Source organism: Streptomyces uncialis, from assembly GCF_036250755.1.
Classification (GTDB): Bacteria; Actinomycetota; Actinomycetes; order Streptomycetales; family Streptomycetaceae; genus Streptomyces; species Streptomyces uncialis.
The window spans coordinates 3,508,329-3,530,189 of the sequence record NZ_CP109583.1 but is presented as its reverse complement, the minus strand read 5'-3'; the positions used below and the strand labels follow the sequence as shown (position 1 = coordinate 3,530,189).

At 71.0% G+C, this 21,861-nt stretch carries 15 protein-coding genes and 1 pseudogene; 10 read left to right on the top strand and 6 right to left on the bottom strand.

Annotated elements, in window-relative coordinates; all coding sequences use genetic code 11:
* Positions 1-328: 328 nt before the first annotated feature.
* Positions 329-1,714 (bottom strand): beta-propeller fold lactonase family protein, encoded by a 1,386-nt coding sequence (locus OG711_RS14345; RefSeq protein ID WP_329559410.1) that lies wholly within the window; start codon positions 1,712-1,714, stop codon positions 329-331.
* A 642-nt stretch (positions 1,715-2,356) separates the two neighbouring features.
* On the opposite strand from OG711_RS14345, the gene OG711_RS14340 reads away from it, so the two are divergent.
* Positions 2,357-4,447, top strand: coding sequence for a SpoIIE family protein phosphatase (locus OG711_RS14340; RefSeq protein ID WP_329559409.1), 2,091 nt, complete (start codon positions 2,357-2,359; stop codon positions 4,445-4,447).
* A 663-nt stretch (positions 4,448-5,110) separates the two neighbouring features.
* On the opposite strand, the gene OG711_RS14335 is transcribed toward OG711_RS14340, so the two are convergent.
* Positions 5,111-5,359, bottom strand: coding sequence for a hypothetical protein (locus OG711_RS14335; RefSeq protein ID WP_329559408.1), 249 nt, complete (start codon positions 5,357-5,359; stop codon positions 5,111-5,113).
* Positions 5,360-6,864: 1,505 nt separating this feature from the next.
* On the opposite strand from OG711_RS14335, the gene OG711_RS14330 reads away from it, so the two are divergent.
* The 8 genes and pseudogenes from OG711_RS14330 (at position 6,865) to OG711_RS14295 (ending at position 18,581) form a co-directional block, all read left to right on the top strand.
* A complete protein-coding gene (locus tag OG711_RS14330) occupies positions 6,865-7,809 on the top strand; it encodes a YVTN family beta-propeller repeat protein (RefSeq protein ID WP_329559407.1) in 945 nt (314 codons plus the stop codon).
* Positions 7,806-8,408 carry a hypothetical protein gene (locus OG711_RS14325; RefSeq protein ID WP_329559406.1) on the top strand — a complete coding sequence of 201 codons (603 nt, stop codon included), beginning with the start codon at positions 7,806-7,808 and terminating at the stop codon, positions 8,406-8,408. The genes OG711_RS14330 and OG711_RS14325 overlap by 4 nt, the downstream gene beginning before the upstream one ends.
* 197 nt (positions 8,409-8,605) lie before the next feature.
* Positions 8,606-8,932 carry a thioredoxin TrxA gene (trxA, locus tag OG711_RS14320; protein WP_329559405.1) on the top strand — a complete coding sequence of 109 codons (327 nt, stop codon included), beginning with the start codon at positions 8,606-8,608 and terminating at the stop codon, positions 8,930-8,932.
* Positions 8,933-9,200: 268 nt separating this feature from the next.
* Entirely contained in the window at positions 9,201-11,468 is a 2,268-nt protein-coding gene (locus tag OG711_RS14315; RefSeq protein WP_329559404.1) for a thioredoxin domain-containing protein, read from the top strand.
* A gap of 239 nt (positions 11,469-11,707) precedes the next feature.
* Complete coding sequence (locus OG711_RS14310; RefSeq protein ID WP_073784429.1) at positions 11,708-12,997, top strand: glycosyltransferase; 1,290 nt, start codon at positions 11,708-11,710, stop codon at positions 12,995-12,997.
* Positions 12,994-14,631 (top strand): ArnT family glycosyltransferase, encoded by a 1,638-nt coding sequence (locus OG711_RS14305; RefSeq protein WP_329559403.1) that lies wholly within the window; start codon positions 12,994-12,996, stop codon positions 14,629-14,631. Before OG711_RS14310 ends, OG711_RS14305 begins: the two co-directional genes overlap by 4 nt.
* Positions 14,628-15,830, top strand: a pseudogene (locus OG711_RS14300) (glycosyltransferase); the annotation flags it as partial. The gene OG711_RS14305 and the pseudogene OG711_RS14300, both read left to right, overlap by 4 nt.
* Before the next feature lie 261 nt (positions 15,831-16,091).
* On the top strand, positions 16,092-18,581 hold the full coding sequence (locus OG711_RS14295) for a galactose oxidase-like domain-containing protein (RefSeq protein WP_405673456.1): 2,490 nt from the start codon (positions 16,092-16,094) through the stop codon (positions 18,579-18,581).
* Between the two features lie 78 nt (positions 18,582-18,659).
* On the opposite strand, the gene OG711_RS14290 is transcribed toward OG711_RS14295, so the two are convergent.
* From OG711_RS14290 to OG711_RS14275, 4 genes are all read right to left on the bottom strand, one after another.
* On the bottom strand, positions 18,660-19,265 hold the full coding sequence (locus OG711_RS14290; protein ID WP_266508346.1) for a lipoprotein: 606 nt from the start codon (positions 19,263-19,265) through the stop codon (positions 18,660-18,662).
* A gap of 62 nt (positions 19,266-19,327) precedes the next feature.
* Entirely contained in the window at positions 19,328-20,113 is a 786-nt protein-coding gene (locus OG711_RS14285) for a Mut7-C RNAse domain-containing protein (RefSeq protein ID WP_329559401.1), read from the bottom strand.
* A 28-nt stretch (positions 20,114-20,141) separates the two neighbouring features.
* Entirely contained in the window at positions 20,142-20,363 is a 222-nt protein-coding gene (locus OG711_RS14280; RefSeq protein ID WP_266508342.1) for a DUF397 domain-containing protein, read from the bottom strand.
* Positions 20,364-20,370: 7 nt separating this feature from the next.
* Positions 20,371-21,222 (bottom strand): helix-turn-helix domain-containing protein, encoded by an 852-nt coding sequence (locus OG711_RS14275; RefSeq protein WP_266508340.1) that lies wholly within the window; start codon positions 21,220-21,222, stop codon positions 20,371-20,373.
* A 199-nt stretch (positions 21,223-21,421) separates the two neighbouring features.
* On the opposite strand from OG711_RS14275, the gene OG711_RS14270 reads away from it, so the two are divergent.
* Positions 21,422-21,847, top strand: a complete 426-nt coding sequence (locus OG711_RS14270) for an ATP-binding protein (protein WP_329559400.1) — start codon at positions 21,422-21,424, stop codon at positions 21,845-21,847.
* The last annotated feature ends 14 nt before the right edge of the window (positions 21,848-21,861 follow it).

The following is a 21,861-nucleotide window of genomic DNA, read 5'->3' as shown; positions in this document are numbered from 1 at the left end:
CGTCGGAGGTGACCTTGCCGACGGGGGCACGTCCTCTTCGACGCGAGAGCCGGCTCGCCGCGCGGCATCCCGGCCCCGGTCGTCTGCGGCTTCGGCTCACGGCCGCGCATCCAGGTTGTTCGCGGCCTCGACGCCGCCGCCCGTGAGAGGCGCACCTGGTGATGGCCGGAGACCCCCGAGCCCGGTGCCGACGGAGTGTCGCGGGTTCTGCCGCTGTCGGCTGTGCTGAACGGGGTTTTCCGAGGGGTGGCTTGTCGTGCGTCACCCCGTGGACGCCCGGTGGCCCGTACGCGCCGTCGGGTGCGTACGGGCCCGGCTGAGCGGGTGGTCAGGTGCAGGTGATGTTGAGGCTGGTGGTGGCGGTGCAGGTGCGGGTGGCGGTGTCGTTGGCGGGGTTGGGGTCGGTGGGTGCGGAGGCGGTGCGGGTGGCGGTGACGGTGTAGGGGCGGCCGAGGCTGAGGGCGGCGACGCGGATGGTGAAGGCACGGGTGGCGCTGGCGCCGGGGGCGAGGCCGGTGAGGGTGCAGGTGACCTTGCCCGCGGTGGGGGTGCAGTCCGGGCTGGTTGCCGTCACGGAGCCGGGCAGGGTGGCGGTGACCGTGGCTTCGTCCAGCGGATCGGGTCCGTTGTTCGTGAGGTCGAGGGTGTAGTCGATACGGGCGTTGAGGAGGCCGGGGACCGGGGTCGCGGTGAGTGCGACGGCCAGGTCCGCGACCGGGGGCGGCAGAGCGCCGACCGCGATCGACGAGGGCGAGCGTCCGACGGCAACGGTGTCCGTGACGGCGTCGGTCGCGGTGTCGATCACGGAGACCGTGTTGGGGAAGGAACTGGCGACGTAGGCGCGGGCGCCGTCCGGGGACAGGGCCACGCCCCGAGGGCCATCACCTACGGTGACTGTGCCGGTGGCCGTGTTGGCGGCGGTGTCGATCACCGACACCGTCTTGCCGAGGGTGTTGCCGGCGTAGGCGTGGGTCCCGTCGGGGGAAACGGCCACGGCCCGGGGCCCCTCCCCGACGGCGACCGTGCCGGTGACGGTGTTGGACGCGGTGTCGACTACGGAGACCGAATTGGAGAAGGAGTTGGCGGTGTAGACGCGGGCCCCGTCCCGGGACACCGCCACCGACGCCGGACCGTTTCCGACCCTGACGGTGTCCGTGACCGTGTTGGTCGCGGTGTTGATCACGGAGACCGAGTTCGCGCCGAAGTTGGCGGTGTAGACGCGGGCTCCGTCGGGGGAGACCGTCACCGCCTGCGGACTCCTCGCGACCCGGACCGTCGCGGTCACCGTATTCGTCGCCGTGTCGATCACCGACACCGTATTTGCCTGGAAGTCGGCGGTGTATGCGCGGTCACCGTCGGGGGACACCGCCACCGAGAACGGCCCGTCCCCGACCGGAACTGTAGCGGTGACCGTGTTCGAGGCCGTGTCGATCACGGAGACCGAGTCGGAGTAGTCGTTGGCGGCGTAGACCCGTGTCCCGTCCGGGGACAGCGCGACCGACCGGGGTCCGTCCCCGACCGGAACTGTGGCGGTGACCGTGTTCGAGGCCGTGTCGATCACGGAAACCGAATCGCCGGCGGTGTTCGCGACGTAGGCGTGGACCGGCCCTGCGGCCGCCCGCCCCGGAGCGGAAGCCGGTGCTGGAGCGGCGGACGCCGACAGGGGAATCAGGCATCCTGCGGCCACCGTCAGCGCGACGGCGAACCGGGACATTTCGCGGACAGGGAAAGTGGAACGTAACAGCAAGGACCTCTCCTCGATCGTGCGCCCCCGCGTCCGTCTCCCGAGGACCGGACTCCCCGGTGAGGCAGGTGCGGGCCGGCTGGTGACAGCCCGGTCCGGCACGGGGACGGACGGCCGGAGCCGGCACAGAGCTGTCCCTCGCCCCCGGGGACCGGGAGACCGGCAAGGAGCGCGGCCTCCTCCGAGGCTCCCCCGACACACCAGCCGCCACAAGGGCGCTGATCTGCCCCCACGCGCCCCTGGCGTGCACCCGCGCGCACAGCAGGGCTGCCCGCCCCCCAGCGTGCCGGTCCGGAGTGGGCGGCTCCGGGACCGGCCCCACGCCGACGACCTGGCCCACGAGCGCGGGACCGACGCCCCGGCCCCGGCCAGGAGAGCCGGATGGCCACGCACAGTGACGCCGGGTACGGAGGGGGGCCTGGCTGGGCAGGGGGCGCTTCGGCGGTGCTGCCGGGCAGCCGCAGCGAAGACGGCCGGACGGGGCGGCCACCGGAGCCGCGACTCTCCGGCCGGTAGCCGCGGGGCGCGGATCAGCTGATCCGCACATGCCCGGGGCGCGGTGCCGGGGGATCATCGTTGTGGGGCGGTCAGCGGGTCGGGAAGGGCGAGCCGATGTTCGAGTTCGAGAGCTTCGAGGAGGCTGACGTCGCCGCCGCGCTCCTGACCGGCCCCCGGTACCGGCTGGTGCAGCGCAACCGGGCCTTTCGGGAACTGTTCGGTCTCTGGCGCAACGGTCAGGAGGCCGGTGTCGCCCTGGCCGGCGCCGGGCTGCGCCCGGTGCTGCGGGCACTGCACCGGGCCGGGACCGACCGCTCCCCGGCGCTGCTCGACGCGGCCGGGGTCACGGCCCACGGGCCGCCGGGGCATCGTTTCTGGGCGGTGAGCTGCCTGCCGGTGACCTCCCGGCACGGGCCGTCCGTACTGCTGCTCGCGCTCAAGGTGCCGCAGGAGCCGGGCAGCACCGCCGTGGTCGCGACGGCCTCAGCGGAGCACGGCGCGGACCTGGCCCGGTACGAGGCCCTGCACTCCGCCGTGCCGCAGGTGGTCTGGCGGATGACCCCGCAGGGCGAGGTCTCGGCCCTGGTGGGAAGCCTCGGGGACACCGGGGGCGGCCTGTGGCACCCCCGTCAGCCCGGTCCCGCCTGGATGGACGCCGTCCACCCCAAGGACCGCGACTGGTTCGCCGGGCAGTGGGCCGCCACGGCCCGCGGCGACGCACTCCTCGACGCCGTGGCGCGGATCCGGCAGGCCGGGGACCCCGTCCGCTACCGGCACATAAGGATCATCGCCGTGCCCGTCCTGCGCCACGGCGAGCTCCGCGAGTGGATCGGCACCGTGGCGGACGCCGAGGACCAGTGGCGCCAGCAGACCCGGGACCGTCTCCTCAAGCGCGCCTCGGCAGCCGCCTCCGCCCATGACCTGCGCGAAGCGTTCGCCACCACCGCCCATGCCGTGGTCCCCGATCTCGTCGACGCCTTCGTCGTCTTCCAACTGAGGTACCCCGAACACGCCCGGCCCGGAACCGAAGCCCTCCACGCCACCAGGGCGCGCAGGGCGCTCGCCCCCGGCGTACCGCCCCTCCCGCCGCTCGCCGACGACTTCACGCTCGGCCCGCTGGCAAAGACCGTGGTCGACAGCCGGCGGACGAAGCTGGTGACCTTCCCACCCGGCGAACCGCCCAGAGCCCTGGTGTCAGGGCCGTCCGCCGACTGGATGGCCCAGGCCCGCGCCACCAGCCTGGCCATCGTGCCCGTCGTCCTCGACGAACAGACCGTGGCGCTGGCCGCGGCCGCCACCTGCCTCGGCAACCCGCCGCCCGACGAAGCCGAACTCGGCCTGCTCGAAGAAGTCCTCCGCAGCGTCCGCGACCCGTTGCGCCGCACCCTGGAACTCCAGAGCGTCCGCCACACCGCCCTGGTCCTCCAGCGGTCCTTCCTCACCACCCCGCCCCCCGTCGACGGCGCGGAACTGGCCGCCGTCTACCAGCCCGCCAGCACGACGGCGGAGATCGGCGGCGACTGGTACGACGCGATCGTCCTCCCGGACGGCGCCATCGCCCTCTCCATCGGCGACGTCGCCGGACACGACCTCGACGCGGCGACCCAGATGACCAAGGCCAGCAGCATGCTCAGAGCACTGGCCTACGCAGACGGCCCGGCCGGACCCGCACACACACTCAGCCGCCTCGACCACGTACTGCAAGGCGTCAGCACCGCCCCTCTCATCACCGCCCTGCACCTCGTGCTCCGCCCCACCGCGAACCACGCCTGGAGCGTCACCCTGTCCAACGCGGGACACCCCCCACCACTCCTGATCCCGGCCCACGGCCCGCCGAACTACCTGCACGGCTCGCCCGCACCGGATCCGCCCCTGTGCGTCGCACCGGATGTGAAGCGCCGGCACTCGACCCACGAACTCACCGACGGCGACACCCTGCTGCTCTACACCGACGGACTGGTCGAAGTGGCAGGCGCCGACATCTCCGACGGCCTGCGACACCTCGCCGACCAGGCCACCCTCGCCCGCGACCCCGACCTACCCCTCACCGAACTCGTCAACACGCTGCTCCCCCCGCCCCACGACCGAGCCGACGACATCGCCGTCCTCGCGTTCCGCGCCGACAGCCGATCCCCACCACCGCAGGACCGGAACCCCACGAAGAGCCCACCCCACGCTGAAAGCGGCGCCGGACCGGCACGGTAGCGGTCAGCGGTTCCCGTCCCGGTCGGTGCGGGACACCTGACGCGGTGCACCGGGTGCGACAGCGGGGTCACGGCGTCGCTGCGGTTCGGTGGCGAGGCCGGTCAGGGCGTCGTGGAGGCCAGCGACGTTCCTGCGGTGGCACACCGTCGGCAGGGCCTTCGCCCAAGGGTGGGAGTTCCGCTTGGGGTCGCGGACCAGGGCGTGGGCGCCCTCGTGGAGGGGCCTGGACGGTGAGGGAGCGCGGGCGTGCGGTTGGTTGGCGACCGTCCAGGGTGTCCCCTGGGACCGGAGGACGCCGGTCCCAGGGGAAGGCTGCGGGGGCCGTGCGGGCCCTCGAAAGGCGAGTGCGGCACGGGCACCAGCGCGTGTCGTACCCACCCGGCGATGTCGGCGGCGCAGCGGCACCCCGGGCCTGCCGAACTCCGCACGACACCGACGACCACTCAGCCCGGTGTCGTGCGGCCCCGGGATCGGTGCCCTCGCGTGAAGAGGGCCGGAAACTCCCAGGAGAGTTTCCGGCCCTTGGGGAGCACCCCTATGTCTGTGTCGATCCCGCCCAGAACACAGGTGCCGCGAGATGGATAGGCGACGTGGGTGATCACCCTTCAATGCGGCCACTCCTCGAAGGGAACTGTCCGGAATGCAATTATCCGGAAAGTCCTCCTAGTTGAGCACCAAGATGTTGGTGCCGATCGGGAGGGCGTTCGCATGGTCGACGCGAATCTTGATTCGGACGCCACCGTCGAACGGGGTCACCTGCTCCACGATGAAGCCCCCCGAGGCGCCCGTGTGCGGCTTCCCCGCCGCGACTTCGAATGCCGATACGAAAACACGTGACGTGGCCCGAATCTGGTCACTGCTGTAACTCAGGAAGGTCGTTCCGTTTACCCTCGGCCAGTCGAGCTTCTGCACACTGTGAAGGCCAGGCAGGACCGGAGGGGGACTTGTACTCATCGCTGCTCCTTATCCAGGACCGTGAAACGGCCTTTAATTCTCTGACCACCGGAACGTACCCACCCCGAGTCCGCCACGTGCTCACGGGGAGCACATCTGACCCAAAGGCACATCTCCTGTCTCTCCACGCAGTCTTGATCGGGACCACCTTGATGTGCATAAGCGGTGGATGCGTTCCCGTAACGGAACACAGAAACCCCGATAGAACATTCATTCGCCTTCATTCGATTCCCGGAGGCATTCGATCCCGGAGGCATTCGATTTCCGGAGGTGCCGCCTTGCCCGTACGTCTCCGCTGTCCCAGGGAGCCCCGAGTTGGTTCCCGTGGTGTCCGCTGTGGGGGCGGGACTGTGCTGTCGGCCCCTCAGTGGTTTCTGTGCGGGCTGACCGTTCGTGCGCTGAAGTCCGGGTTCTTGCGGAGGATGCGACGGCGTCCGCTCTCCCGTGGTGGGGAGAGCGGACGCCGGGGACGTGCGGGTGGGGCAGACGTTGGTGATCAGGCCGGTGAGCACGGTGCAGTTGGCGACGCCGCTGTCGTCGGCGGGGTCGGGACCGGCGGGGCTGCTACTGGTGCGGACGGCGCCGGCGGGCAGGGAGCCGAGGGGGATCAGGTTGAGCTGCGCCGACGGCTCGGTCTCCCGTAGGCCCGACCCCCGGTCCGCTCCGGGGAGTCATCAACTCGTGTGCTCATCCGGCAGAGCGTTTGCATCGCTGGAGCGGTGGACGGGCCTGTGTTCGCACTGCCGTTCTGGGGGCACTCCTGGCCATGGCCTGCGGGTGAGCCGTGGGACGCGATGGCCGATAAGGTCGCGATCTCGCGGAGCGGGATACTGCTCCTGGTCGGGTGACAGGGGACGTGGCCTGAGCGTCCGTGCCCCATGCTTCTCCCGTGTCCCACCGCCCTCATAGAGGGGATCTCATCCGGCCGCGAGCGGCCCCTGCGGGCTCTGTGGCAAGAGGGCGTTCCGCGCCTTCTCCTCCTGGCCTCTTCCGCCCTCTGTTCCTGCCAGGGGCGCGGCTAGGTTGTTCCGGTGTCCCGGAAGGGGCGCCTCCGGGGCAGACGAGAGGAGCACGGCATGGGCGCGATTGTGCGCGAGCTGAGCGGAACCGCTCTCCCGGGTTCGAGCATGTCAAGCAGTGCTTCCTGTCCCGCGCGAACGAGTTCCGGGCCTGCAAGGCCGACCTCGATGTGACCATGACCAGCACCGCCGTTGCCTTCGGCGACGCCGGCGGTCCGGGGTACGGCGACGCGCTGCGAACCATGGATCAGCCGGGATTCCGCACCCTGCCGGCGCCGGTGCCCTGGGCGCGGAACAGACCCCGGTGACCTCGGCCGTGCGCAGGCGTCTGGTGCGTCAGGGGGGCGTGCGGGATCGGCGTGAGCGCCCTTGCAGGGACGGGGACGTCGCAGAAGTCTCGACGGGATTCTGTGCACGGTGCCGTGCGGGCTGTCGGTTCCCCCAATGATGACGCGTACCCGCCCAGCCGTATGTCCGGGCTCGGACGGGGCCCCGTTGCCGTCCGGCCGACCATCCGCGTCGCCACCGCCCAGGCCCCGGGGCGGTGGGGCCGTCCGTATCAACGAGGAGTTCCCTGTTGCCTGCCACTCCCGTCTCAGCCCCTGCCGTCCGGAAGCTGTCCCGTCTCGCCGTCGTACTGACGGTCGCCGCAGGCTGCCTTGCCCCCTGACAGCGTCCGCCGCGTCGGCCCCGGTGCGGGCCGCCGCGCCGCCGGTGTACGCCTACACGGCCGATATCAACGCTGGTTCGGGGTCGGTGATCGATACGGCCACGAACGCGTTCACCGCCACCGTCCCGGTCGGGAACGCACCCCAGTCGGTCACCCTGTCCCCGGACGGGACCCGTGTCTACACCGCCAACTACCTGGACGACACGGTGTCGGTGATCGACACCGCCACGAACACCGTCACCGACACGGTCTCCGTCGGCAGGAGCCCGGCATCGGTGAAGGTCTCGCCGGACAACTCCCGCCTGTACGCCGTCAACTACATCGGTGATTCGGTGTCGGTGATCGACACCGCGACGAACACCGTCACCGCCACCGTCCCGGTCGGGAACGCACCCCAGTCGGTCGCGGTGTCCCCGGACGGGACCCGCGCCTACACCGCCGACTCCGACGCCAACCAGGTGTCGGTGATCGACACCGCCACGAACACCGTCACCGGCACGGTCTCCGTCGGCAGGAGCCCGGCATCGGTGGTGGTGTCCCCGGACAGCTCCACCGTGTACGCCGCCAACTCCTACGGCGACTCGCTGTCGGTGATCGACACGGCGACCCATACCGTCACCGGCACGATCCCGACCGGGAATCTGCCCCGCTCGGTGACCTTGTCCCGGGACGGGCCCGCGCCTACACCGCCAACCTCGTCGACGACACGGTGTCGGTGATCGACACCGGCACCCGGACCATCACCGCCACCGTCCCTGTCGGGAACGGATCCCAGTCAGTCGCCCTGACCCCGGACGACTCCCGCGCCTACACCGCCAACGCATACGCCGGCACGGTCTCGGTGATCGACACCGGTACGAACACCGTCACCGCAACCGTCACCGTCGGCCAGGGCCCTGTGGCGATCGCCGTCGGCGCACTCCCGGCCCCCGACGCCGACCTCGCCGTCGCCCTGGCCGCGACCCCGGTCCCCGGCCTCCTCAACGGACGTGTGAACTACACCCTCACGCTCACCAACGACGGGCCCGCCACTCTTACCTCGGCGACGGTCACCGCCACCCTGCCCGGCTCCTTGACCGCGACCAGCCCGGACTGCACCCCCACCGCGGGCAAGGTCACCTGCACCCTCACCAATCTCCCCGCCGGTGACAGCGTCACCCGCCACTTCACCCTCCCCGTCGCCCTCCTCACCCTCGGCCGCCCCTACACCGTCACCGCCACCCGCACCGCCTCCGCACCCACCGACCCCAACCCCGCCAACGACACCGCCACCCGCACCTGCACCGCCACCACCTCCCTCATCATCAACTGCACCTGACCACCCCAACACCACGTGCCACCCCCGCGCCCATCGTGATGAATCCAGGTGCGGAACGGCCGAGGGGCCGGGCAGAGCACCACGGCACCGCCCGGCCCCTCGGTGAACGATTCCCGACTACGGAACCGCCCCGCGCAGTGCGCGGGCCGCGCCCCCCGGAGGGGCGGGTACTCCAGGAAACGACGAGATGAGGTCTGATGAGCGGTACCGTCACCGAACTGACCGACCATTCCTTCGAGGAGCGCGTGCTGCGGGCCGAAGGGCCCGTGCTGGTCGAGTTCTGGGCCGAATGGTGCGGGCCGTGCAAGATACTGGCGCCCATCCTCGACGAGATCGCCGCCGAGTACACCGGCAGGCTCACCGTCGCCAAGCTGAACATCGACCAGAATCCGGCCACCGCACCTCAGTACGACGTGAGGGCCATCCCGGCCCTTCTCGTCTTCAAGAACGGCATCGTGACCGCGACCAAGGCCGGCGCCATGTCGAAGTCCCAGCTCACAGAGTTCATCGACGCGAACCTCTGACAGCAGCACAGGGAAGAAGTGCCGGCGGCGATGATCCGCAGGCGCCGTCACGTCGGGGAGCCTTCGAGTCGATCGACCACTACCGGACCGGGAGTCCCGGCGGCCCGCCCACACCCCGCGCCCCTCTGCGGGCTCGAAGGCATGTACGGCGGACCCTGACGACCGATCCGTTCGTTCTCGGCCAGTCGCCTTCCCACAGCGAACCGACCCGGCGACCCTGGCCCCGCAAAGCTCGGCCGGAGGGTCCGGATCATGCGACGATGCCGGTATGAACCGACTGGCCGACGAGCAGTCGCCCTACCTGCTCCAGCACGTCTCCAATCCGGTGGACTGGTGGCCCTGGACGACGGAGGCTTTCGAGGAAGCCCGGCGGCGTGATGTACCCGTACTGCTGTCGGTCGGCTACTCCGCGTGCCACTGGTGCCATGTGATGGCGCACGAGTCGTTCGAGGACGAGGCCACCGCCGCGCTGCTCAACGAGCACTTCGTGAGTGTGAAGGTGGACCGGGAGGAGCGCCCGGACGTCGACGCCGTCTATATGGAGGCGGTGCAGGCCGCGACCGGGCAGGGCGGCTGGCCGATGACCGTGTTCCTGACGCCGGACGCGGAGCCGTTCTACTTCGGTACGTACTTCCCGCCCGAGCCCCGGCACGGCATGCCGTCGTTCCGGCAGGTGCTCGACGGGGTGCGCCAGGCGTGGGAGGGCAGGCGCGGTGAGGTCGCCGAGGTCGCCGCGAAGATCGCCCGGGACCTCGGGGAACGCGAGATCGGGCTCGGCGACGGCGAGCGGCCCGGGGAGCAGGAGCAGGCGCAGGCCCTGCTGGGGCTGACCCGGGAGTACGACGAGCGGTACGGCGGATTCGGGGGCGCCCCGAAGTTCCCGCCGTCCATGGTGCTGGAGTTCCTGCTGCGCCATCACGCCCGCACCGGCGCGGAGGGCGCGCTCCAGATGGCGCTCGACACCGCCGAGCGGATGGCGCGCGGCGGGATCTACGACCAGCTCGGCGGCGGCTTCGCCCGCTACTCCGTGGACCGCGAGTGGGTCGTCCCCCACTTCGAGAAGATGCTGTACGACAACGCACTGCTGTGCCGTGTGTACGCCCATCTGTGGCGGTCCACCGGCTCGGAGTCGGCCCGGCGGGTCGCCCTGGAGACCGCCGACTTCATGGTCCGCGAACTGGGCACCGAACACGGCGCGTTCGCCTCCGCGCTCGACGCGGACAGCGAGGACGCCGAGGGCCGGCACGTCGAGGGCGCCTACTACGTATGGACCCCCGCCGAACTCCGCGAGGTGCTCGGGGAGCAGGACGCCGAGCTCGCCGCCACGTACTACGGCGTCACCGAGGAGGGCACCTTCGAGGAAGGCGCGTCCGTCCTGCAACTGCCCCTCACCGAGACGGTGGTCGACGCCGAGCGCGTCGCCTCCGTACGGGAGCGGCTGCTCGACGCCCGCTCGCGGCGCCCCGCCCCCGCCCGTGACGACAAGGTGGTCGCCGCCTGGAACGGGCTCGCCATCGCCGCGCTCGCGGAGACCGGCGCCTACTTCGACCGCCCCGACCTGGTGGAGGCCGCGGTCCGCGCGGCCGATGTCCTCGTACGGCTGCACATGGACGACGCGGCGCGGCTGCTGCGCACCTCCAAGGACGGCCGGCCCGGCTCCAACGCGGGTGTCCTGGAGGACTACGCCGATGTCGCCGAAGGGTTCCTCACGCTGGCGTCGGTGACCGGCGAAGGTGTGTGGCTGGAATTCGCGGGCTTCCTGCTGGACCATGTGCTCGCCCGGTTCACGGGGGAGGGCGGCGCGCTGTACGACACCGCGTCGGACGCCGAGCAGCTGATCCGGCGCCCCCAGGACCCCACCGACAACGCCACGCCCTCGGGCTGGACCGCGGCGGCCGGTGCCCTGCTGTCGTACGCGGCGCAGACCGGCTCCGAACCGCACCGCACCGCCGCCGAACGGGCCCTCGGGGTCGTCAAGGCGCTCGGTCCGAAGGTGCCCCGGTTCGTCGGCTGGGGCCTCGCCGTCGCGGAAGCCGCGCTCGACGGGCCGCGCGAGGTGGCCGTGGTCGGCGCGGAGGGTGATCCGCTGCGGGAGCTGCTGCACCGTACGGCGCTGCTCGGCACCGCACCCGGCGCCGTCGTCGCGGTCGGCGAGCCCGTACCGTCCGCACCCGAGCCCGCAACCACGTCCGGGCCCGAGTCCGCGACCGAGCCCGCACCGCCCGCAACCGAGCCCGAGCCCCCGACCACGTCCGAGCCCGGACCCGCACCCGGACCCGCACCCGAGTCCGCCCCCACCCCCAGCGGGACCGCTCAAGGTGTCGCCGAAGGCCCGAAACCCCCTTCCCGTAAGCGTGTTGATGTGCGCGAGGTCGAACTCCCGCTGCTCGCCGATCGGGTACTGGTGCGGGGGCGTGCGGCGGCGTACGTCTGCCGGGACTTCACTTGTGACGCGCCCACCACCGATCCCACCCTTCTCGCGGACGCGCTCGGGGTACGTGTAGACGTCAACGACGGTGATATTCGGTCAACTTGAGAAGTCCCCCCTCGTACCGCCCCCGCCTCGGCGGGGGCGGCGCTGAGCGCACGTCCTCCTTGTCGCGACCGGAATCCCTCCCTCCTGTGCCCCAAACATCGGAGGACGGAACCAGGCCATCGGATTCAGGCCATTCCTCGGTCGTGCACCCCATCGTCATATAACCCTCTTACTCTCTCCACATCGGTTGGGGGGTACGACGACGTGTCGTACGACCGAGGGGGATCTGGGGGGATCTGTTGCTCACGTCCGTGTTCATCGCCGCCGTTTCGCTGGCGCTGTTCTGGATGGCGGCGTTCACGCTCTGGTGGCAGATGCACGCGTGGCGCACCCCGGAGACGCTCGCCGCCACCAGCTTCGGCAGGCCCGAGGGCGAGGCCGGACTGTCGTTCTCGCTGCTGCTGCCGGCCCGCCATGAACAGGCGGTGCTCGACCACACCATCCAGCGGTTGCTGGAGTCCGGGCACACCGACTTCGAGATCATCGTCATCGTCGGCCACGACGACCCGGACACCACCGAGGTCGCCCGCCGAGCCGAGGAACGCGACCCGCGGGTCCGGGTCGTCGTCGACACCCATGAGGCCAAGAACAAGCCCAAGGCGCTGAACACCGCGCTGCCGACGTGCCGGGGCGACATCGTCGGGGTCTTCGACGCCGAGGACCAGGTCCACCCCGAACTGCTCACCCATGTCGACCACGCGTTCCGCGCGACCGGCGCGGACGTCGTGCAGGGCGGTGTGCAGCTCATCAACTTCCATTCGAGCTGGTACAGCCTGCGCAACTGCCTGGAGTACTTCTTCTGGTTCCGCTCCCGGCTGCATCTGCACGCCCAGAAGGGGTTCATCCCGCTCGGCGGGAACACCGTCTTCGTCCGCACCACCGTGCTGCGCGAAGCGGGCGGCTGGGACCCCGAATGCCTCGCCGAGGACTGCGACCTCGGGGTACGGCTCTCCAGCGTCGGCAAGAAGGTCGTCGTCGCCTACGACTCCGACATGGTCACCCGTGAGGAGACCCCCGGCACCCTGATGTCGCTGCTGAAGCAGCGCACCCGCTGGAACCAGGGATTCCTCCAGGTCTACCGGAAGAAGGACTGGAAGCAGCTCCCCACCGCCGGTCAGCGCATGCTCGCCCGCTACACCCTGATGACGCCGTTCCTCCAGGCGTTCTCCGGGGTCGTCATCCCCGTCAACGCGGCCGTCGCGATCTTCCTCGACGTGCCCGTCGGGATCGCGTTCCTCACCTTCCTGCCCGCCGTGACCGCCCTGGTCACCTTTGTCTTCGAGGTCGTCGGACTCCACGACTTCGGCAAGCAGTACGGGCTGCGGGTCCGCGTCACGCACTACATCAAGCTCATCGTCGGCGGGCCGTTCTACCAGGTCCTCCTCGCGGGCGCCGCGATCCGCGCGGTCTGGCGCGAGCAGCGCGGCCGTCACGACTGGGAGCTGACCAGCCATGTCGGCGCCCATCTCGCGACCGGCCCGGCCACCGACCCCCGCCACGCCGATCCCCGAGAGGACGCCCACGCGTGACCTCCACCCTCACCGCGGTGGACACTGCCCCTGTCCCCGCGCGACGCCTGCGCGCGCCCCGGCGCCCCGTCATGACCTACCGGCCCGTCGTCCGGTTCCGGAGTTCACGCACCGACCTCGCCGTGTGCGCGGCGCTGCTGGCGCTGATCGTCCTGGTCCAGGGCTGGAACATCGCCCAGTACCCGTCGTTCAGCGACGACGAGGGCACCTATCTCGCGCAGGCGTGGGCCGTCCAGCAGGGCGAGGGCCTCGCCCACTACACCTACTGGTACGACCATCCGCCCGTCGGCTGGCTCCAGATAGCCGCGCTGACCTGGCTGCCCGCGCAGATCGCCCCCGAGTCGATGACCGTCGGCGTGATGCGGCTCGCGATGCTCCTGATCAGCGCCGCCAGCTCCGTCCTGCTGTACGTCCTCGCCCGCCGACTGTGGCTGCCGCGCTGGTCCGCCGCGCTCGCGATGGCGCTGTTCGGGCTGTCCCCGCTGTCCGTGATCCTCCAGCGGCAGATGTACCTCGACAACATCGCCGTCCTGTGGATACTCCTCGCGTTCTGTCTCGCCGCGTCCCCCAGCCGCCATCTGTGGCACCACTTCGCCGCCGGGATCGCCGCCGCGATCGGCGTGCTCAGCAAGGAGACGATGCTCCTGCTGCTGCCCGCGCTGATGTTCACCATGTGGCGCTACAGCCACCGCGACACCCGTAAGTTCGCCTTCACCGGCGCCATCACCGCGTGCGCCCTGATCGGCCTGTCGTACCCGCTGTTCGCCCTGCTGAAGGGCGAGTTGCTGCCCGGTCCGGGCCATGTCTCCCTCTGGGACGGCATCACCTACCAGATGAGCCGCCCCGGCTCCGGCTTCATCCTCGACGAGGGCTCCGGCTCGCACGGCGTCCTGCGGTCCTGGCTCTACTACGACCGCGTCCTGCCGGTCGGCGGACTCGCGGGCGCGCTGCTGCTGCTCGTCACCTACCCCTGGTCGGTCACCGCCCGGGCCCTCGCCGGACCCGCCGCGTCCGTCGCGATCCTCGCCCTGGTCGCCATGCGGCCCTCCGGCTACCTCCCCGCCATGTACGTCGTCCAGGCCCTGCCGTTCCTGGCCCTGGTGCTCGCCGGGGGCGCGGCGAGCGTCGCCCACGCGCTGCTGCGCACCTGGCGCCGCCCCGGCGAGAAGCAGGGCGTACGGGGACTGCGGCTCACCACCGCCGCCGTGCTCACCGCGTCCGCCGTCGCGTTCGTCCTCCCGCGCTGGTACGAGGGCAACCGCATCGCCCTCACCACCGACGCCAACGCCCCCTACCGGCAGGCCGCGCACTGGATGGCGAACGAGGTCCCCGACCCCGCCCGCACCCGCGTCCTCGTGGACGACGCGCTGTGGCTGGATCTTGTGCACGCCGGATACCAACCGGGCCTGGGAGCCGTCTGGTTCTACAAAGCGGATCTCGACCCGGCCGTGACGAAGACGATGCCGCGCGGCTGGCGGGACCTCGACTACGTCGTGTCGTCCCCGACGGTACGGCGGGACGCGGTGAACCTGCCCAACGTGAAAGCGGCGCTGGAGCACTCCGCACTCGTCAAGGTCTTCGGCGCGGGCGAGGACCGTGTCGAGATCCGGAAGATCGCGGGAGGCACACGATGAACGGCCACGAGGGCACGGTCCCGGGCGACCTGGACGCCCGGCTGGAGGACGACCCCGGGCCCGAACCAGGTGCCGTGACCATCGTCGTCCCCACCTTCAACGAGTCCGCGAACATCCGTGAACTGCTGCGCCGCGTCACCGACTCGGTACCGGCCGCGCTGCCCTGCGAGGTCGTCTTCGTCGACGACTCCACCGATGACACCCCGGAGGTGATCACCGAGGCGGCGCAGGACTGTCCGTTCCCCGTCACGCTCATCCACCGGGAGCGGCCCACCGGCGGCCTCGGCGGCGCGGTCGTCGAGGGCATCAGGGCCGCCACCTCGCCGTGGGTCGTCGTCATGGACGGCGACCTCCAGCATCCGCCCGCCCTCGTCCCCGAACTCGTCGCCGCCGGGGAACGCTCCCGCGCCACCCTCGTCGTCGCCAGCCGCTACATCGAGGGCGGCAGCCGCGCGGGACTCGCGGGCGGCTACCGGATCGCCGTGTCCCGGCTGTCGACCTGGCTCACCAAGGGCCTTTTCCCGCGCGGACTGCGCGGTATCAGCGACCCGATGAGCGGCTTCTTCGCGATCCGCCGCACCGCGGTCACCGCCGACGCGCTCCAGCCCCTCGGCTACAAGATCCTGCTGGAGCTCGCGGTCCGCCTCCGCCCGCCGGGGGTCACCGAGGTGCCCTTCGAGTTCCAGGACCGCTACGCGGGCGAGTCCAAGTCGACGGCCAGGGAGGGACTGCGCTTCCTGCGCCACCTCCTCGCCCTGCGGACCTCCTCGCGGCTCGCCCGGATGATCGTCTTCGGGCTGATCGGACTGACCGGGTTCCTGCCGAATCTGCTCGCCCTGCACGGCCTCACCACCGCCGGGATGCACTACCTGCCCGCCGAGATCGTCGCCAACCAGGCCGGGGTGGCCTGGAACTTCCTCCTCATCGAGCTGCTGCTGTTCCGCGACCGCCGCGGCCACCGCCACTGGGCGGACCGCACGGCCCGCTTCGCGCTGATAGCCAACGCCGACCTCGTGCTCCGTATCCCGCTGATCGCGCTGCTCGTCGGCCAGTGGCACATGGCGGTGCTGCCCGCCACCGCACTGGCCCTGGTCACCACGTTCGTGCTGCGCTTCGCCGGTACGGAGGCCCTGATCTACCTGCCCGCCCGCGACCGCACGGGACGCGCCGGTCGTACGGGAGGCGCTGGTCGTACGGGACGCGCCGGGCGCACGGGAGGCGCTGGTCGTACGGGACGCGCTGGTCGTACGGGACGCACGGGCCCCACGGGACACGACAGCCGCGACGGCCATGCCACCACCACCGGCACCACCACCGGTCCCGAAGGCACCACCGTCACCGGCACCGAAGGCACCACCGGCACCGAGAACACCACCGGCACCGAAGGCATCGCCCCCACCGAGGACGCCCCCCACCCCCACGGAACGAGCCGCCCGGCCCAGCACGGAAGGCAGTAGCCCATGACCCTCATCCCCGCGCGCCTGAGGCCAGCCGGACGCGCCCGCTCCCCGAGACGGCGAAGAACCGCGCTCATCGGGGTGGCCGCCATAGTCGGCGGGCTCCTGCTCGCCGCGCCCCCGCCCGCGTCCGCCGCGAACCTCCTCACCAACCCCGGCTTCGAGACCGCGGGCGCGGCGGGTTCCGACATGCCGCACTGCTGGGCGAAGTCCGGATGGGGCGACAACGACTTCACGTTCGAGACCGTCGCGGACGCGCACACCGGCACCAAGGCGATGAAGGTCGAACTGACCCGCCGCGCCGACGGCGACCGCAAGGCGATGATCACCGAGAACGCCGCCTGCGCCCCGAACGTCCAGCCGGGCAAGCAGTACGACCTGGGCTTCTGGTACAAGTCGACGACCCCGGACACCTCGGTGACGCTGTTCCGCCGGGACGCCACCGCCGGCTGGCAGTACTGGACGGATCTGCGGACCCTGCCGGTGGCCGCCGGGTACGAGCACGCCGAGGTACGCACCCCGGAGATCCCGCCGGGCACCGACCAGATCACCTGGGGCGTGTCCGTGTACGGCACGGGCTCCGTCACCACCGACGACTACACGATGCGGGATGTCACCGTCACCCCGCCGGACCCGGAGTGCACCGGGACCGCGCAGGAGTGCGCGGACGGCAAGTGGGAGGTGCTGCCGACGCAGAACCCGGTGCGCTCCATGCACTCCGTGGTCCTGCACAACGGCAAGGTGCTGCTGATCGCCGGTTCGGGCAACAGCGAGGAGATGTTCGAGGCGGGGACGTTCACCTCGGCGCTGTACGACCCGCAGGCGGGTACGTACACCACGATCCCCACGCCCAAGGACATGTTCTGCGCGGGCCACGTCCAGCTCAGGGACGGCCGGGTCCTCATCATGAGCGGCAACATGGCCTATCCGGCGGCGGACGGTTCCCACGGGTACAAGGGCTACAAGGACAGCTACGTCTTCGACCCGGCGACCGAGTCGTACGTGAAGACCAACGACATGAACGACGGCCACTGGTACCCGTCCGCGACCGCCCTCGGCAACGGCGACGTGCTCTCCTTCGGCGGGCTCAAGGAGGACTCCACCGGTTCGGTGACCGCCGAGCGCTGGTCGGCCGCCCAGAACCGCTGGCTGCCCACCTGGCAGGTCAACCAGACCTGGTCGTACTGGGGCCTGTACCCGTCGATGATCCTGATGCAGGACGGCCGTCTCTTCTACTCCGGCAGCCATGTCTTCGGCAACGGCACCCCCGGCACCGGCGCGTCGGTCTACGACTACGACGCCAATACCGTCACCGATGTGCCGGGTCTCCAGAACAAGGACCAGCGCGACCAGTCGGCGAGCGTGCTGCTGCCGCCCGCGCAGGACCAGAAGGTCCTCACCCTCGGCGGCGGCAACATCGACTCCAACCCGGACGCCAACCGGCTCACCGACATCATCGACCTCAAGGACCCGAACCCCCGTTATGTCGCCGGGCCGCCGCTGCCGCAGGGCACCGTCGACCGGGGCGCCGGACAGGTCCCGCAGACCGGTGACCAGGGCAAGATGTATCTGTCGGCGGTCCTCCTCCCGGACGGCAAGGTCCTGGAGACCGGCGGCTCCCTGCACAACCGGGCGGACCCCGTGTACTCGGCGTCGATCTTCGACCCGGCGACGGAGACCTTCGACAAGGTCGCGACCGACCCGCAGGCCCGGGGCTACCACTCGTCGTCGTTCCTGCTGCCCGACGGCCGGGTGATGTCGACCGGCGACAACCCCGGCAACAACAGCTACAACCACAACGTGTCGATCTACACCCCGCCGTACCTCCTGAAGGGCCCGCGCCCGCAGATCACGTCGGTCATCGACACCGAGTGGAACTACGGGGACACCCAGCGGATCACCGTGGACCGTCCGATCGTCAAGGCCGAGCTGATCCGCCCGGCGGCGGTCACCCACTCCTCCGACCCCAACCAGCGGTTCGTGGACCTGCCCCTGACCGTCGACGGCAACAACATCGACCTGAACGTCACGAGCAACCCGAACCTCGCGCCGCCCGGCTGGTACATGCTGTTCGGCGTCGACGCGAACGGCGTTCCGTCGGTCGCGAAGTGGGTCCGGCTGGACGGCCCGGCGGCGATGAGCTCCACCGCGCGCCAGGGGGCGTCCGACGGCGGTCCGTCCGCGCACGTCCACGAGTTCGCGGACGAGCTCAAGGCGAAGCCGCGCGGCCCCGGCAAGAAGCGCTCCTCGCACGACGTGGGCCCGACGGTGTCCGGCTGCGACCGGCACTACGGCTCCGCCAACGTCTGTGTGCCGACCAACTTCCCGCCGGAGGTCAAGCGGACGACCGTGTCCCGCTGCGAGTGGCTCGCCCGCCACGACTACGGGCGGCTGCGCGTCAACGGCAAGGACGACCCGCTGCGGCTCGACCCCAGCCGTGACGGCGTCGCCTGCGGAAAGGCGGACCTCCGCAGGCCCCGTGCGGGCCGCTGACCGGAACGTGTCGCGCTGAGGGTGAGGGGGGCCGTGTCGCGGACACGGCCCCCCTCGTCGCGCACACGACCCGGCGGCTCACCCCGACGGACGCACGGTCCGCTTCGCCAGCTCGTACGCGGTGCGCAGCCCCGCCTCGGCGTCGGCGCTCCCCCAGAGGTGGACGATGACGACGCCCTTCCCCGTGCCCACGGCGAACGCCCGCGACCGGTTCGCCATGGCCTTCTCCGTCCCGCTCTTCTCCGCGTACACGACCTCCGCCCCCTGGAGCCCACCGGCCGCGAAGCCACTGTGGTCGGCCGTCACCGGCCGGAGGGTGAACCCGTCCACGAACTCCTTCAGCGCGCGTTCCGGGTCCTTCTCCGTCCCGCCCGCCCAGACGCGCAACAGCCCCGGGGTCCCGGCCGCGTTGCCGCCGATCTCGCAGACGAGGGATACGGTTCCCCGCGGGTTCGGAGCCGCCGAAGCGGCGTCGGTGGCGCCCGCCTCCCAGTCCTTCACCAGCTCGAACGAGACCGGCAGCGCGCAGGGGGAGCCCGCGCCCCCGACCGTGGCCTTCCCGCCGGTGGCCTCGTTCCCGGAGGACTTCTCCGCGTCCGACGCGCCGCCGCAGCCCGCGAGCAGCACGGTCAGCAGGGCGAGTGGAGCCGTGCCCCGGACGAAGCGTCTCGCTGCCTTGGCCATCGGAAGGTCCCCCTGGTACGCGTACGGATGAGGTGATCGTGGTCGATCGTGGACAAGGACGCTCAGCCGTGCGGGAGCGGTTCGGTTCCGGTCGTGGTCCGCCCGGCCCCGTCCGGCCCGAACTCGGCGAGCGCGTCGGCCACCATCCGCTCCAACTGGCTGTGATGGGCGCCCCGCCAGTAGACGTTGCCGCAGTCGGCGCACTGCGCGAACACGTCGTACGACCGCTGGGTGCCGCCTTCGAGCCGGTCCGCGACCTCGTCCCTGGTCGCCGCCCGGAGGGTTCCGTTGCACGCGGTGCACCGGGTCCACGGCCGCAGCCGGGGCGCGAACCGGCCCAGCACATCGCGCAGTTGCTCGTCCGGCCGGTCGCTGTACACATAGGCGCCCGCCCACAGCTCCCGGCGGCGCAGCAGTCCCCGGTCCCGGCTGAGCAGCACCCGCCGCTCGGCGGCCGACCGGGTGGCGAGCGCCGGGTCCCCGATGTCGACGGCCTCGTACACGGTGTCGACCCCGAGCACGCGCATCCGCCGCGCCAGCGTCCCGAGGTGCACGTCCAGCAGGAACCGCAGCGGCGCCCCCGGTACGTCCTGCGGCCGGACGACGCCCCGCACCTCGACGGACTCCCTGCCCCGCGGCACGTACGACACGTCCACGTCCCGCCCCCCGACGACGAGCGAACCCACCTCGGTCAGCGGCACCCCGAGCGACTCCACGACATGCCCGAGGCTGGACGTCCCGTCCACCTTGAGCCCGGTGGCCCCGCCCCGCCGCTTGTGCGGCACGAACAGGGCCAGCCCGGGGGCGACCTGGACGGTGATCTCGGCGGAGCCGGGGTGCGCGTTCACGGGGCCAGGATCTCACCGGCCCGACGACTCACCCCTCGGGGGGCGCCTCGGTGAAGTGGTCGAACTCGCCCGCCTTGATCCCGAGCAGGAAGGCGCGGAGCTTCTCGGGGGTGGTGGTGACGACGGTGCCGGGGGTGTCGCTCTCACGGAGGAGGACGGTGTCGCCCTCGGTGGCTATCTCGATGCACTGACCTTCGTCGCCCCCGCTGGAGTGCGAGGACTTCTGCCAGTGGATTTCTGTGTGTTCCATGATGGATTCAGATTTCCTTCGTGGCCGCGTGAATCAGGTGTCGGGACGAATCGACGTCGAGCGCCATGTGCCGCATGCTATCGAGCAGCGCGCGGTACTTCCCGACCTGGGCGCCGGCGTCCAGATACTGTCCGGCGAACGAGCTGTTGACCAGAACCGAGTCCAGCTGCGGCACGGGTCCGCCCGCGAGCGTGAATGGCTGGACCGACGCCGTGACATCGGCTGCGGACAAGGGAATGACGCGCACGATCACTCTGTCGCGGTCGGCGGAATCCAGAAGTGCTCGCAGCTGGCGGCGCATGACATGGCTGTCCGCGTACCGGATGCGCAGCCCCACCTCATGGAGCAACACCTCAAGCTCCGGTGGTTCAGGCCGGTCGAGGATCTGCTGGCGCTGCATCCGGTGCTTGACCGCGGCGTCGATCGCCGCCGGTGGCCGTTTCGTGATCGCACCGCTGAACACGGCGTGCGCGTACTCCTCGGTCTGGAGCAGGCCGGGGACGATCAGCAGTTCCACCGTGCGCAGGGACACGGCGTGGTGCTCGAACTCGGCCAGGTCCAGGGCGCTGGCGGACAGTTCGTCGCGGAACGCGGTCCACCAGCCCTTGGTGTGGTCGTCGGCCATCTTCGCGAGGGCGTCGACGTACGCGGTGTCCCGGGCCGAGTAGTGGGCCGCCAGGTGCCGTACCCGTTCGCCGCTGACGCCGTGGCGGCCCGACTCGATGTGGCTGACGCGCGGTCTCTCCCAGCCGAGGGACGCGGCGGCCTGGGCGCTCGTCATGCCCGATGCCTCACGCAGCTTGCGCAGTTCCGCGCCGATCCGCGTCTGACGTGCCGTTGGCTGGCCTCTCGGCGGCACCCTGTTCCCTCGTCTCTCGTGGTCATGGTCCGGGTTCCAACTCTGCCCGTGTCACTCCTCCGTGGGCAATCGTGGGCTCACTATTGTGCCGTATCACTAGTGAGTCCTACTGTCCGTGGTGCCCGCCGGATGTCCCGTCTCATGGGGAAGTGTCCGTCGGTGGGCCCGAGTCGGCCGTGAACGATCACCGGGAGAACGCATGTCCGCACCACCCCTCGACCCCCCACGCCACAGCTACCGCTTCACCGCTCCCAACACCGGGACGACCGTGAAGGTCACCCGGGACCTGGTCGGGGCGCTGCTCGTGACGAACGGGCACGGGGAGCTCACCGACACCGTGCGGCTGCTCGTCTCCGAGGTGGTGACCAATGTGCTCCAGCACACCGGTGCCGCGCTGCTGACCTTGGACGCGACGATCACCCCGGAGGCGGTGACCGTGCGGGTGACCGACCGGGAACCGGGACGGCGGCCCGTGCCGCCCCGGTCATTTCCCGGGGACGCGGCCGAGGGCGGGCGGGGGCTCATGCTCGTGGACTGCCTGGCCGACCGGTGGGGGGTCAGTGTGAACGAGGGGTTCGACCCTGTCAGCAAGTCCGTGTGGTTCGCGCTGAACGGCAAGGGCTGACCGGAGCCGTCGCG

Coding starts and splice junctions, on each gene's coding strand:
- OG711_RS14345 (WP_329559410.1), bottom strand. CDS start 1,714: ATGTCCCGGTTCGCCGTCGCGCTGACGGTGGCCGCAGGATGCCTGATT.
- OG711_RS14340 (WP_329559409.1), top strand. CDS start 2,357: ATGTTCGAGTTCGAGAGCTTCGAGGAGGCTGACGTCGCCGCCGCGCTC.
- OG711_RS14330 (WP_329559407.1), top strand. CDS start 6,865: ATGATGACGCGTACCCGCCCAGCCGTATGTCCGGGCTCGGACGGGGCC.
- trxA (WP_329559405.1), top strand. CDS start 8,606: ATGAGCGGTACCGTCACCGAACTGACCGACCATTCCTTCGAGGAGCGC.
- OG711_RS14315 (WP_329559404.1), top strand. CDS start 9,201: ATGAACCGACTGGCCGACGAGCAGTCGCCCTACCTGCTCCAGCACGTC.
- OG711_RS14295 (WP_405673456.1), top strand. CDS start 16,092: ATGACCCTCATCCCCGCGCGCCTGAGGCCAGCCGGACGCGCCCGCTCC.
- OG711_RS14290 (WP_266508346.1), bottom strand. CDS start 19,265: ATGGCCAAGGCAGCGAGACGCTTCGTCCGGGGCACGGCTCCACTCGCC.
- OG711_RS14280 (WP_266508342.1), bottom strand. CDS start 20,363: ATGGAACACACAGAAATCCACTGGCAGAAGTCCTCGCACTCCAGCGGG.
- OG711_RS14270 (WP_329559400.1), top strand. CDS start 21,422: ATGTCCGCACCACCCCTCGACCCCCCACGCCACAGCTACCGCTTCACC.